General features: G+C 68.0%; 15 protein-coding genes. 10 read left to right on the top strand and 5 right to left on the bottom strand.

Annotation, left to right across the window (positions count from 1 at the left end):
* The first annotated feature begins 299 nt into the window (after positions 1 to 299).
* The gene (locus QFZ46_RS05815; RefSeq protein ID WP_307359295.1) at positions 300 to 1118 is read left to right on the top strand and encodes a serine hydrolase domain-containing protein; all 819 of its coding nucleotides are present in this window, start codon (positions 300 to 302) and stop codon (positions 1116 to 1118) included.
* A 61-nt stretch (positions 1119 to 1179) separates the two neighbouring features.
* Here QFZ46_RS05815 and QFZ46_RS05810 read toward each other — a convergent pair whose 3' ends face one another.
* The 5 genes from QFZ46_RS05810 to QFZ46_RS05790 form a co-directional block, all read right to left on the bottom strand.
* Positions 1180 to 1602, bottom strand: a complete 423-nt coding sequence (locus tag QFZ46_RS05810) for a DUF1801 domain-containing protein (protein WP_307359292.1) — start codon at positions 1600 to 1602, stop codon at positions 1180 to 1182.
* Positions 1603 to 1606: 4 nt separating this feature from the next.
* Positions 1607 to 3088 carry a phytoene desaturase family protein gene (locus QFZ46_RS05805; protein WP_307359289.1) on the bottom strand — a complete coding sequence of 494 codons (1482 nt, stop codon included), beginning with the start codon at positions 3086 to 3088 and terminating at the stop codon, positions 1607 to 1609.
* A complete protein-coding gene (locus QFZ46_RS05800) occupies positions 3085 to 3552 on the bottom strand; it encodes an SRPBCC family protein (protein WP_307359287.1) in 468 nt (155 codons plus the stop codon). Before QFZ46_RS05800 ends, QFZ46_RS05805 begins: the two co-directional genes overlap by 4 nt.
* Before the next feature lie 76 nt (positions 3553 to 3628).
* Positions 3629 to 4201 carry an HhH-GPD-type base excision DNA repair protein gene (locus tag QFZ46_RS05795; protein WP_307359285.1) on the bottom strand — a complete coding sequence of 191 codons (573 nt, stop codon included), beginning with the start codon at positions 4199 to 4201 and terminating at the stop codon, positions 3629 to 3631.
* A 53-nt stretch (positions 4202 to 4254) separates the two neighbouring features.
* Complete coding sequence (locus QFZ46_RS05790) at positions 4255 to 5556, bottom strand: glutamyl-tRNA reductase (protein ID WP_307359283.1); 1302 nt, start codon at positions 5554 to 5556, stop codon at positions 4255 to 4257.
* 83 nt (positions 5557 to 5639) lie between these two features.
* Between QFZ46_RS05790 and hemE the strand changes: the two genes are divergently transcribed.
* From hemE to hemB, 9 genes are all read left to right on the top strand, one after another.
* Positions 5640 to 6680, top strand: a complete 1041-nt coding sequence (gene hemE, locus QFZ46_RS05785; protein WP_307359281.1) for a uroporphyrinogen decarboxylase — start codon at positions 5640 to 5642, stop codon at positions 6678 to 6680.
* A complete protein-coding gene (gene hemG, locus QFZ46_RS05780; RefSeq protein ID WP_307359279.1) occupies positions 6677 to 8128 on the top strand; it encodes a protoporphyrinogen oxidase in 1452 nt (483 codons plus the stop codon). The genes hemE and hemG overlap by 4 nt, the downstream gene beginning before the upstream one ends.
* A gap of 123 nt (positions 8129 to 8251) precedes the next feature.
* On the top strand, positions 8252 to 8677 hold the full coding sequence (locus QFZ46_RS05775) for a hypothetical protein (RefSeq protein WP_307359277.1): 426 nt from the start codon (positions 8252 to 8254) through the stop codon (positions 8675 to 8677).
* Position 8678: 1 nt separating this feature from the next.
* Positions 8679 to 9086 carry a phage holin family protein gene (locus QFZ46_RS05770; RefSeq protein ID WP_307359275.1) on the top strand — a complete coding sequence of 136 codons (408 nt, stop codon included), beginning with the start codon at positions 8679 to 8681 and terminating at the stop codon, positions 9084 to 9086.
* Positions 9073 to 9348, top strand: a complete 276-nt coding sequence (locus QFZ46_RS05765) for a hypothetical protein (protein WP_307359273.1) — start codon at positions 9073 to 9075, stop codon at positions 9346 to 9348. Before QFZ46_RS05770 ends, QFZ46_RS05765 begins: the two co-directional genes overlap by 14 nt.
* Before the next feature lie 63 nt (positions 9349 to 9411).
* Positions 9412 to 10089: a hydrogen peroxide-dependent heme synthase gene (gene hemQ, locus QFZ46_RS05760; protein WP_307359271.1), complete on the top strand. Its 678-nt coding sequence runs from the start codon at positions 9412 to 9414 to the stop codon at positions 10087 to 10089.
* A 6-nt stretch (positions 10090 to 10095) separates the two neighbouring features.
* Positions 10096 to 11103, top strand: coding sequence for a hydroxymethylbilane synthase (hemC, locus tag QFZ46_RS05755; RefSeq protein ID WP_307359269.1), 1008 nt, complete (start codon positions 10096 to 10098; stop codon positions 11101 to 11103).
* On the top strand, positions 11103 to 11903 hold the full coding sequence (locus tag QFZ46_RS05750) for a uroporphyrinogen-III synthase (protein ID WP_307359267.1): 801 nt from the start codon (positions 11103 to 11105) through the stop codon (positions 11901 to 11903). The genes hemC and QFZ46_RS05750 overlap by 1 nt, the downstream gene beginning before the upstream one ends.
* Positions 11900 to 12877, top strand: coding sequence for a porphobilinogen synthase (hemB, locus tag QFZ46_RS05745; RefSeq protein ID WP_307359265.1), 978 nt, complete (start codon positions 11900 to 11902; stop codon positions 12875 to 12877). The genes QFZ46_RS05750 and hemB overlap by 4 nt, the downstream gene beginning before the upstream one ends.
* Position 12878: the final 1 nt, after the last annotated feature.

The raw sequence follows: 12878 nt of genomic DNA, 5'->3' as shown, positions 1-12878 counted from the left end.
TGTCGAGACCCCTGGTCATCGACGTCCGCAGGCAGGGGTCTCGGCAATGAGACGGGGTCTCGGCGGCGGAACGAATTGCTGACTGCGCCCGGCGACCTCCTGCTGATGGATGAGCCGACCAACCACTTCGATCCCGAACTGGTCGAGCAGCTCGAGCACGCCGTTCAGCCTCATCCGGGAGTTGTCGTGACCGTCACGCACGATCGGTACTGGCTTCAGCGGACGGTCGGTGCGCCGCACGTGCAGGTGGGCGATGGTCGAGCGGAGGTCTGCGACGGCCGACGTGGGACGATGACAGGGTGGAGACCACGAATTTCGCAGCAACGGACGGCTTCCCGCACACGGCACTGGTGGGGGTGACCGGCCCGGAGCAGACCGTCGCCGTGCAGGGAGATCCGCGCGCCGCCCTCCCGCTGGCATCGGTGTCCAAGCCCATATCGGCGTGGGGCGTGCTGATCGCCGTAGAGCGAGGGCTCGTCGACCTCGACGAGCCGGCCGGGCCGGAGGGATCCACGCTGCTGAACCTGCTCGACCACACCAGTGGACTGCCGTTCGAAGGCGACCAGACGCAGGCGGCGCCAGGAACGCGGCGCATCTACTCGAACGCCGGGTTCGACGCACTCGGCGCGCACGTGGGCGCGTCCGTCGGCATGCCGCTCGCCGAGTGGCTGGCCCGTGAAGTCATTTTGCCGTTGGGCATGCAGGACACGGACGTGACCGGTCGCCCGTCCGCGGGCTATCGAGCCTCGATCGCAGATCTGCTGTCCTTCGCACGCGAAGTGCTGCGACCGGCGTTGATCCCGGTCGCGTTGCGCGACCTCGCGCTCTCGGTCTCACGATCCGGGCTGCGCGGCGTCGTGCCCGGATACGGCTCGTTCGACGACAACCAGTGGGGACTGGGATTCGAGCTCAAAGGCTCGAAGAGTCCGCACTGGCTGAGCGACAGCCTTCCGCCCGCGACCGCAGGTCACTTCGGTGGGCAGGGCAGTTTCCTCTTCATCGACCGGTCCAGCGACCTCGGCGCGGCGTTCCTCTCCGGTGTCGCCTTCAGCGATGAGCACAAGCGCATCTGGCCGTCTCTCACCGAGGAGATCGTCGCGCGCTATGGCGCCCGCTGACGGGTCGCGCGCGCTGCCGTCGCTCATGTCCGCAGGCGTGCAGAGGGCCGAGGAACGGGAGTCAGTCGGTGACGGTGATCTTCGCGTAGTCGTCGCCGCCGGCTTCGGTCCAGGCGAGCGTGCTCTCCAGGATCCCGCGGAGCACATCGAGGTCGACCTTCTCGAGATCCTTGATGTAGAGGCATCCGCGGCCCGTGGTGTGCGGGCCGAGATCACCGAGAGCCTCACCGTGGCGCCCGGTGTCGTCGAGGTAGATCGTGGTCGCGGCCTTACGCGGGGCGAACGCGAGGATGGGCATGTCGCCTTCGGTACCGGTCGGGTAGCGGTAATGGCAGGAGCCGAATCCGATGATCGTTCCCCACGTGGCGGGTTCGCGGCCGGAGATCTCCTGCATCAGGGCTGTCAGCGTCTCGGCATCCCGCCGTCTGGTCGCAGGGGTCGCTGCGGAGATCAGTGCTGCGACGTTCGAACCGGTCTGCTTCATGCGTTCATTCTCTGCCAGAAGCGCGGTCCGTTGCGAGAACCGGCAGCGCACTGGTGCCGAAGTCGTTCCTCAGCGCGCTCAGCGCCGCATGCCAGCCCGCCAGGCCGTGTACACCTGGTCCTGGCGTGGTCGATGCGCCGCAGAGGTAGATGCCACTCATCGGCGTCCGCCACGGATCGGGACTGAGCACAGGGCGGCGCAGCAGCTGCGCCAGATCAGGGGTGCCGGCGGAGATGTCGCCGCGCGGGTAGTTCGGGTTGTGGTGCTCCACGTCGATCGCCGTGCGGGAGGACATCCCCAGGATCGTGTCACGGAAGCCGGGCGCGAACCGTTCGATCTGACGGATGACCGCTTCCGACCTGTCCGCGCGCGATGCCGCGGGCACGTGCGTGTAGGTCCACAGTGTGTGCTGACCGGCCGGCGCGCGTGTGTCATCGAACACTGACGGCTGCGAGACGAGCACGTACGGAGATTCGGAGAGGGTGCCGTGCGCGACGGCGTTCTCGGCTGCCGCGATCTCGGCCCGTGTGCCGCCGAGGTGGAGAGTTCCGGCGCGACCGAGTTCCTCATTCGACCATGGCACGGGTTCGGAGAGTGCGAAGTCCACCTTCGCGACGGCGTTCCCGTAGCGGAAGCGCCCCAGCGCTCGGCGGTATCGCTCCGGCATCCGGTCTCCGGCGATTCTGCTCAGCGCGCGCGGCGTGACATCGAGCAGCGTCACGCGTGAGTTCGGCAGCTCGTCGAGCGAGGTGACGTCGTGATCCGTCACGAGTTCGCCGCCATGCGCCAGGAGGTCGTCGACCATCGCGTCGATGATGCTCTGGCTGCCGCCGATCGGAATCGGCCAGCCTTTGCCATGCGCGTAGGCCGTCAATGCGAGGCCGGCCCCGGCGGTGGCCAGACCAGGCAGCGGTAGGATCGTGTGCGATGCGACACCGGTGAGCATGGCGGGAGCGGCATCCTCACGGAAGCGCGCGTTCCACAGCGGGCCGCCCTGCTCCAACGCCGCCAGCCCGAACGCGAGGGCGGTCGGGATGTCGCGGGGAATGCGCAGGAGTGTGTCGCCGGTGAAATCGGCGACTCTCGTCGACCGCTCGACGAGGGGACGCAGCAGTCTGGCGTAGGCCTTGCCGTCCACGCCCAGACGCTCCGCCGTGCGCTCCAGATCCCGATATGCGATCCCAGCCCTGCCGCCGTCGAGCGGATGAGCGAAGGAGATCTCCGGCACGGCGAAGGGCACGCGTCGAGTGAGCTCGAACTCCCGGAAGAAGCGCGATTCGAAGGCGAGCGGATGAACCGCAGAGCAGACGTCGTGGCGGAAGCCCGGCAGGGTGAGCTCTGCGGTCGCCGCACCCCCGCCCGGATTCGCGGCGCGTTCGAAGACTCGGACCGACAGCCCGGCGCGTGCGAGTGTGACCGCGGCGGCGAGACCGTTCGGCCCCGCGCCGACGACAGTGGCGTCGACTTCGGCTGAACCGGCCGTCATCGGGTCTCCGGCGGGGATGCTGTGTCGATCTGGCCGAATCCTTCGGCGAGATATGCGAGTCGGTGCAATGTCTCGGCATTCCGCCACTGCAGCAGCACATCGGTCAGCACGCGGGGGATCGCCTTCGCGGGTCCGCTGACGGCCTCCTCCTGGATGCGGACCAGGCATCCGCCGCCGAAGGGCTTGACGTCGATCGTCACACGCGCTTCTCCGATCGGCCAGCCGCGTGCGGTCATCACCATCAGACGGGGCGGATTCCACGTCACGCTGCTGGTGGTGTCATCGAGGAGTGCCGGCCAGACTCCGACCGAGTGATGCAACTTCGCGCCGGGTTGCGGCCACGCGGCATCGACGTCTCGCATGCGCGATGCTCCGACGACCCAACTCGGATAGAGCCAGCCGTCCGCCAACACGCGGAAGACGGCATCAGGCGGGCAATTCATCCTTCGGACGTTTCTCGACATGTGCGCTCCCTGGATCGTCTGCGACCAGTCTGCGTCATCGCATCGTCCGCCGGACCGGCCTTGACAATGGCCTGATCTACTTCACGGCTTTGGCAGCAGCCTTCATGGCCTTCTTGTGCTCGCGCACCTTCGTGAGTGACTCGGGGGAGACGATGTCGGCGACGCTGCGGTAGGAGTCGTCCTCCCCGTAGGGGGCGGACGCCTCACGCCATCCCGACCCGGTGAACGCGTACTGCTTGCCGAGCAGAGCGAGGAAGATCTTCGCCTTCTGCTCGCCGAAGCCCGGCAGCTTCTTCAAACGTCGCAGCACCTCTGCGCCGTCCGGGTCGTCGCGGGTCCACAGTGCCGCGGCGTCCCCATCCCATGAGTCGACGAGCTCCTGGCAGAGGGTCTGCACTCGAGCGGCCATCGAGCCGGGGAACCGGTGCACAGCCGGCGTCTGCTTGAACGCCTCGAGGAAGGCCTCGGGGTCCATGCCTGCGATGGCCGTGGCATCCGCCGCACCTGTGCGCTGCTCGATCTTCAGCGGGCCGGCGAATGCGGTCTCCATCGGCACCTGCTGATCGAGCAGCATCCCGACCAGTAGAGCGAGCGGGTTCTCAGTCAGCAGCGAATCGGCGGCGGTATCTCCGGTGATGTGAAGGGCCATGCATCCAGTCTTGCACTCGAGCGCAAGATCCGGAGCGAAGCGTCGGAGCCGGGTCAGGCCGACTCTGCCGTCGGCGCATCGACAGCGACATCCGCCGTGATGCCGTACAGAGTCTGCAGTGCGGCGGCGAACTCGTCGCCCCGCCCTTGAGCTGCGAGTTCATGCGCACGTGTCGTCGGAGTGTGCGTGAGCACACCCGCGAGGTGCCGCATGGCCTGCTCGACCTTGCCGCCCTCGTCGCCGCGGGAACGAGCCCGCTCGATCTCGGCCTCCATCAGCGACAGGATGTGCGTGCGGAACGCGACGACAGAGGGTGTCACGCTCTGCTGCGCGCCGACGACATGGAACGTGTCAGCGGCCTCGCGAACGACCGTACGCGCGGCATCCGTCGCCTGCAGCTCCTCCAAAGGGGCGTGCAGCCGGATGGTCTCGAGGTCGAGCAGCGCGACGCCCTCGAGGCTCGCGATGTCGGGGTCGACGTTGCGCGGCATGCCCAGGTCGATCACGAGCTGTGAGCTCTGCTGCCCCATCGGGCATCCCGCGGTCGCGTTCGTGATCGGGCCCTGCAGCTGCGCACGGCCGAGTACCGGCTCGGTCGCGGTGGTGCAGGTGATGAGCAGGCTCGACGCCGTGGCGACGCGTGCGTAGTCGGCCTCGGATACCGCCGTGATGTCGTGCTTCTTGGCGAAGAGCTCGGCCCGACCTGACGGCGAGTACACCGAGATGTTCGTGGCGCCACGTTCGCGCAGCGTCGCGAGGGTGACTGCGGCATACGAACCCGTGCCGACCAGCAGCACGCGCTCTGCGGACCAGTCTGCGATGCGGCTGTCGGCGAGTTCGAGTGCGAGACGCACCAGTGAGCGGCCGGCGCGACCGAGCGCTGTCACGTTCTTGACCTTGCGCTGCGCCTGGCTCGCGCGCTGGAAGAGTCGTTCGAGTTCGGGGGAGGTGGTGCCGTGCTTGCGGGCGGTCGTGAGCGCGCGACGCACTTGGCCGGCGATCTCGCCTTCGCCGGAGACGACGGATTCCAGACCGGATGCCACGGCGAACAGATGCTCGGCGACCCGGCGTCCGGAGTGCACGGCATACGCGCCGTCCAATTCCGCAGTGGGGATTCCGGCTGATTGCTCGATGGCCTCGAGCACGGCCTCGACGCCTACGGCGCCGGCGGCGGTGACCGGTTCATCGACCTCGACGTACGCCTCGAACCGATTGCACGTCGAGACGACGACTGCACCCTGCACGCACGGAGCGAGGCGCAGAAGGTTCGGCGCGACGTCGTCGGGGGTGCGGCTCAGTCGTTCGAGCATTTCGAAAGAGGCGGTCTTGTGGTTCGCCGTCACACACAGCAGCACAGGGACATACTACGCCGCCTTCCGGAGTGCCTTCTGAATGGGGACACCGGGCACCCACAGAGTCCGGATGGGAAGATGGACGCATGCCTTCCCCCTCAGCCCCGTTGCTGCGAGCGCTCGCCGGAGACCGACCGGAGCAGACCCCGGTCTGGTTCATGCGTCAGGCCGGACGCTCTCTCCCGGAATATCGTGAGCTCCGCGTCGGCACCCGCATGCTGGATGCCTGCCTGACACCCGACCTCGCGGCGGAGATCACGCTGCAGCCGGTGCGTCGCCACGGTGTCGATGCGGCGGTGTTCTTCAGCGACATCGTCATCCCGCTGCGCCTTGCCGGTGTGGACGTCGTGATCGAGCCCGGTCGCGGCCCGGTGTTCGCGGAACCTGTGCGCACTCGGGCCGACGTCGATCGGATCACCGCGATCGATCCGGACGCGCTGGACACCACTGCGATCGCTGAAGCGGTGCGCATCGTCACCGCCGAACTCGGCGAGACCCCGCTCATCGGCTTCGCCGGTGCGCCATTCACGCTCGCTGCGTATCTGGTCGAGGGCGGCCCGTCCAAGGAGCACCTCCGCGCCCGTGCCATGATGCACACCGATCCCGAGGCGTGGGATCGTCTGGCAGGTTGGCTCTCACGCATCTCTCGCCGTTTCCTCGAAGCTCAGCGCGACGCCGGGGCCGCGACCGTTCAGCTCTTCGACTCCTGGGCCGGATCGCTCAACCCTGCCGACTATCGTGCGTTCATCGCCCCGCACTCCAAGGCTGCAGTGACAGATCTCGGCATCCCGGTGATCCACTTCGGTGTCGGTACCGGCCCCTTCCTCGGCGACATGAGGCTCGACGGCATCGCATCTGCTGTCGGCGTCGACTGGCGCCAGCCGCTCGACGAGGCGGCCCGCGTCCTCGGGCCGGATGTCACGGTGCAGGGCAACATCGACCCGGCGCTGCTGTCTGCGCCGTGGGACGTTCTCGAGGCGCATGTGCTCGACGTGCTCGAGCGCGGACGCGCAGCCCGCGCGCACATCCTCAACCTCGGCCATGGCGTGCCGCCGGAGACCGATCCGGACCAGCTCACCCGTATCGTCGAGCTGGTGCACTCCCGTTCGGATGCGGCGCGCGCATGACGGATGATCCCGTCGACCTCGCCGCGAGGGCGGCGAAGCGCCACATCATCGTGATCGGTGGCGGCATCGGGGGTCTCGTCGCCGCGCGCGAGTGCGCGAAGGTCGGGATGAACGTGACATTGCTGGAGGCGGCGAGCCTCGGCGGGGCCATCCGCAGTGCCGAGCTCGACGGGATAGCGGTGGACGCCGGCGCCGAGAGCTACGCGACGCGCGGTGGGCACGTGCGCGAACTGCTCACCGACCTCGGTCTCACCGATCGCATCGTCACCCCGAACCCGGACGGGGCATGGCTGGTCGGTGTGCCGGGAGTCGCAGCGGCACCGCTGCCCAAGGGCGGCATCCTCGGCATCCCGTCGAATCCCTTCGCCGATGACGTGCGCCGCATCATCGGCTGGGGCGGCGCGTGGCGCGCCTATGTCGACCGACTGCGACCGCCGCTGACGATCGGCAAGGAGCACAGTCTCGGCCGACTCGTCTCGACGCGCATGGGTGACAAGGTGCGCGACCGGCTGGTCGCTCCGGTGACCGCAGGCGTCTACTCGGCGCTTCCAGACGACATCGACACCGAAGTCGCCGCTCCCGGCCTCAACGAGGCACTCACGCGCACGGGCTCGCTCTCCGGGGGCGTGGCTCAGCTGCTCGCCGATCGTGCGGACCGCGCGAAGAAGGCTCCGGGCTCTGCAGTCGAAGCCCTCGCCGGCGGCATGAGCGCCCTCGTCGACGCCCTGGTCGACGATCTGGTCGAGCTCGGCGCAGTCGTGCGCACCGGCGTCGACGTGCAGATGCTGGCTCGTGACGGCCATGGCTGGACTGTCGCGTTCCCGGCGCCGTCGGAGGGCGTCGAGACGCTCGTCGCGGATGCCGTCATCATCGCCACCGCGGAGCCAGCGGCCCGCACCCTTCTCGACGGCCACATCGACGCTCTCGGCACTGCCGGCGCCGCTCCGGAGATCGAGATCGTGAGTCTGCTGCTCGATGCACCGGCGCTCGATGCCGCACCGCGTGGCACGGGCGTGCTCACCGTGCCCGGCAGCCACACGGCCAAGGCGCTGACGCACGCGACGGCGAAGTGGTCCTGGTTGCGCGAGGCCGCAGGCGGCCGACACATCGTGCGGGTGTCGTTCGGTGCGCAGGGCGAGCCCGCCGCCACAGCGAGACTCGACGACGCGGACGCCGCTCGGCTTGCACTGCGCGAGGCCGCTGACATGCTCGGAGTGCCGCTCGACGAATCGACACTGGTCGACTCGCATCGGGCGCGATTCACGCAGGCGCAGCCGGCCTCCCTCATCGGCGCGGCCGGCCGCCGTCGTGCAGTGCGCGCAGAAGTGCAGAAGCTCGATGGCCTCGCCGTCGTCGGGGCATGGCTCGCCGGGACAGGGCTCGCGCAGGTGATCCCGGATGCGGAGGATCAAGCCGACCGCCTCCGCAGGAGCCTGCTCTGGGAGTGAGACGGCGATGGCTGTCAACCCCCTGAGGTATAGATGCCGAAATCGGCATATGGGGTTACGCTGGGTACCTGGCCGCCAGGGGCAGAATCCTGCGGCTCGACCGGAACAACGTGAGGAGACCCCATGAAGGGGAAGATCGGACTCGTCGTCGGACTCGGCGTCGGTTACGTACTCGGCACGCGCGCCGGACGCGAGCGCTACGAACAGATAAAGAAGCAATGGCTGAAGGTCTGGCACCTCGATCCTGTTCAGGACCAGGTGACCAAGCTCACAGCCTTCGCGGGCGACAAGGCTGCTGCCATCCCAGGCGCGGTCTGGTCAGGCATCGTCAAGGTGGCCAAGTCTGCGGGCAACGGGACCACGCCTGGCGAGAAGCTCGACTCCGCCATCGCCACGACCAAGAAGGCTGCGGAGAACGTCGCCGAGGTGGCAGAAGGTGTGGTGGAGGACGCGAAGACCGCAGCGAAGACGCCGGCCGCCAAGAAACCCGCCGCCTCGAGTGCGTCGACGGCCTCAACGGCGAAGAAGACTTCGACGAACGGGAAGTGACATGGTTCGCGGATACCGTGACCGCGCCGACGACAGTTTTCTGACCCTGCTCGGCGATCTTCCCGAACTGGTCAGCAAGCTCGTCAAAGCCGAGATAGATGCGGCCAAGACGTGGATCTCCCGCACTGCGAAGGATGCGGGGATCGGCAGCGTCTGGTTCGTGATCGCGCTGTTCTTCCTGTTCTGGTTGATCCCGATGATCCTCGTCTTCGCTGTGGCAGGGCTCTCATCATGGTGGCCGGTCTGGCTCTCGGCGCTGGCGGTGCTCGGTCTTCTGCTGCTCTGCGTTCTGGTGTGCGCGGTGTTCGGGCTGCTGAAGTTCCGCAAGGTGCTGAGCCGGGAGAACCCCGGTCAGGCAGTCGCGACCGATATTCGAATCGTGAAGGACGCCGGTGATGACAAACTCTGAGTTGAATCTGCCCCGTACCGCAGTGCCTGCGGGGATCACCGACCCCGTGGCATCCGCCCGCGCCGAACTGAAGGCTGCTCTTGCCGCGATCGAGGTCAAGGGCAACCTTCCTCGTCGTATCGAGAAGGCGTCCGTGCGCGGCGCTGCGAAGGCGCGTGTCTTCGCGGATCGCAACCCGGTCGGCGCGGTCGCCGCGGTCGTCGGGATCGCGGCGGCGACCGGCGCTCTCGTCTGGGCGATCGCGCGGGCACTCGCTCGCTGACCTCGTAGACCCTCGCCGTCGGCTGCATTCGCTCCTTCCTCGAGAAAGGGGCAGACTGGATGCATGTCCGACGCGAGCGAAGAGAACCCCACCGGCTTCACACTCTGGGCCGTGTGGCGACGCAATCCTGATGCACCGGTCTCCGAGACCGACGCGACAGAGCTGGAGACGATCTCCGAGCACATCGAGAACTCCGGCGTCTCCATCCGCGGCTTCTACGACGTCTCAGGCCTCAAGGCCGACGCCGATCTGCTCGTGTGGCTGCACGGCGACACCGCCGAGGAGCTGCAGAAGGCGCTGCGCCGCCTTCGTCGCACCGAACTCCTGCGCACGCTGGTGCCCGTCTGGAACGTGATGGGCGTGCACCGCGACGCCGAGTTCAACCGTGCGCACGTGCCCGGATTCCTGCGCGGCGTCGAGCCGAAGGGCTGGCTGTGCCTCTACCCGTTCGTACGCACACCCGAGTGGTACCTCGCGCCCGAAGATGATCGCCGCAAGATGCTGGCCGATCACGGGCGCAAGGGCGCAGCGTTCAAGGGGGTCATCGCGAACACCGTCGCCGCCTTCGCGCTCGGCGACTACGAATGGATCCTTCCCCTCGAGGCGGATGATGTCACAGAGCTCGTCGATCTCATGCGTGACCTGCGCTACACCGAGGCTCGTCGTTTCGTGAAGGAGGAGGTCCCGTTCTTCACGGGCCGCAGGCTCCGCTTCGATGAGATCGCGGACGTGCTGCAGTAGACCGCCATGACGACTCCGAAGCATCAGCGCCCCATTCGCCTGGGCACGCGGCGAAGCGCACTCGCGCAGGCGCAGTCCGGTCACGTCGCCGCCGCTCTTGAGAAGATCTCGGGGCGTAAGGTCGAACTCGTCCCCATCGTGTCGGAGGGTGACACGAACCGTGCGTCGCTCTCCGAGATCGGCGGCATGGGCATCTTCGCGACTCGTCTGCGGGAAGCACTGCTGAACGGGGAGTGCGACATCCTGGTGCACTCCCTCAAGGATCTCCCGACGGCCGTGCCGAACGGTCTTCTGATCGCTGCGACGCCGGTGCGGGAAGACGCTCGAGACGTCGTGCTCACGCGTGACGGCACGCCGTTGCATGAGTTGCGCCCCGGCGCGAAGGTCGGCACGGGATCACCGCGGCGCATCGCGCAGGTGCGTCGTCGAGCACCCCGTGCGGAGGTCGTCGACATCCGCGGCAACATCGGCTCCCGCATGGGGCGGGTCGATACCGGTGAGTTGGATGCCGTGATCCTCGCCGCCGCCGGCCTGTCGCGGCTCGGATCCGAGGTCGCCCTCGTTCGCGAAGAGCTCGGTCTCGCCGAGTGGCCGACCGCCCCGGGACAGGGCTCACTCGCCGTCGAGACGACGAAGGATGCGCCCGCAGAGCTCCTCGCCGCCCTCGCAGAACTCGACGATGAGGCGACCCGTCTTGCGATCACCGTGGAGCGAGGCGTCCTCGAAGGATTGGATGCCGGATGCCAGGCGCCGATGGCTGCGCATGCGGTCGTGGCCCGCGAGGAAGTGCGCGTGCGCACCGTCGTCTACGCGCCGGAAGGGGACAGGCGGATCGGGCTCGACGTCACCGAACCTCTGCGCCGGGGGTATATTCGTCTGAACGGCAGTGGCAATGGAGCGGATGCTGCCGATGGTGCGGACCCGAATCACGCAGCACGCGAGATCGGACTTTCTGTCGCCCGTCGGCTGCTCGATCAAGGGGCGGCCGGACTCGTCTCCCGAGAGCAATCCTGATGACCAGCACACCCGAAACGAACCATGAGAAGCCGTTGACCGGCTGGCGCGTCCTCGTTCCGCGAGGAGGCCCCTGGGGCGACGGCGTCGCCGCGAGCCTTCGCTCGCAGGGCGCCGTTCCCGTCGTCGCGCCACTGATCAACTTCGGCCCGACGACAGACCAGGCAGCGCTCGACGACGCGCTGACGAAGCTCGCGGCCGGAGAGTTCGACTGGCTCACGATCACCAGTGCCACGACCGTGGATGTGCTGTTCGCGCACCGCGCGGTCGTTCCCAGATCGACGAAGATCGCTGCTGTCGGCGAGACGACGGCGGCCGCTCTCCAGGCCGTCGGGTACGAGGTCGCCCTGGTGCCCGAGGAGGACAACTCCGCCGAAGGAATGGCGCAGCAGCTCCTCGCTCTCGAGCCCTCGCCCCGACGCATCCTGACGCTGCGCAGCGAGATCGCGAAGCCCGTGCTCACGCGCTCCCTCATCGAGGCGGGGCACGAGGTCTCGAGCATCGTCGCCTATCGCACAGTGGGGGTGCCGGTCACCGACCGCATCCGCCGCGATGTCGACAGTGGCCGGATCAACGCGATCCTCATCACGAGCGGCTCGGTCGCTCAGCAAGTGCGCGAGCAGTTCCCGAACATCCCGGATGACACCCTGCTCGCCGCGATCGGACCCCGCACCGCGAAGGACGCCCGCAAGGCTGGGCTGCCCATCACGGTGGTCGCGGACAAGCAGACCGTCGATGCGCTCATCGATGCTGTCTCGCACTTCACCCTCCCGCACGCGGCCGACGAGTTCGCGCCGTGAGCTTCCCCGAGATCCGGCCGCGCCGACTGCGTCAGTCGACGGCGGTGCGCAATCTGGTTCGCGAGACGTCATTGGAGTCCCGCCAACTGGTGCTGCCGATGTTCGTGCGCGAGGGCATCGCCGAGGCGGTGCCGATCAGCTCGATGCCCGGCGTCGCCCAGCACTCGCTCGATTCTCTTCGCCGCGCCGCAGTCGATGCGGCCGAGGCAGGAGTCGGCGGCGTGATGCTCTTCGGCGTGCCCGCCGTGCGCGACGCCGTCGGCTCCGGCGCGGACGATCCGGACGGCATCCTCAACATCGCCACAGCCGCGCTGGTCTCGGAGGTCGGCGACGCACTCGTCGTGCAGACCGATCTCTGCCTGGACGAGTTCACGGATCACGGTCACTGCGGCGTTCTCGCTGAGGACGGCTCGGTCGACAACGACGCCACGCTCGAACGCTACATGTCAATGGCGCTCGCGCAGGCGCGGGCCGGCTCGCACCTGCTGGGTCTGTCGGGGATGATGGACGGCCAGGTGGCGGCGATCCGTCGTGGGCTGGATGCCGAGGGCTTCGCGGACACGCTTCTCCTCGGCTACGCGGCCAAATACGCGAGCGCGTTCTACGGTCCCTTCCGAGAGGCCGTCGACTCCCAGCTCCAGGGTGACCGCCGTACGTATCAACTCGACCCCGGCAACCGCCGCGAGGGCCTGCGCGAGGCGCTGATCGATGAGGCCGAAGGCGCGGACATCGTCATGGTGAAACCCGCGATGGGCTTCCTCGACGTCCTCCGCGAGGTTCGCGACGCCGTCCATATTCCGGTATGGGCATACCAGGTCTCCGGCGAGTACGCGATGATCGAGGCCGCGAGTGCGAACGGCTGGATCGATCGTCGTGCCGCGGTGATGGAATCACTGCTTTCGATCCGTCGCGCCGGTGCGGACGCCGTGCTCACCTACTGGGCGACCGAGGCTGCCGGCTGGCTTCGCGACTGAG

Origin of the sequence: Microbacterium murale (assembly GCF_030815955.1) — a bacterium.
GTDB lineage: Bacteria > Actinomycetota > Actinomycetes > Actinomycetales > Microbacteriaceae > Microbacterium > Microbacterium murale_A.
The sequence above is the reverse complement of the archived record's forward strand: the minus strand, read 5'-3'. Positions and strand labels throughout refer to the sequence as shown.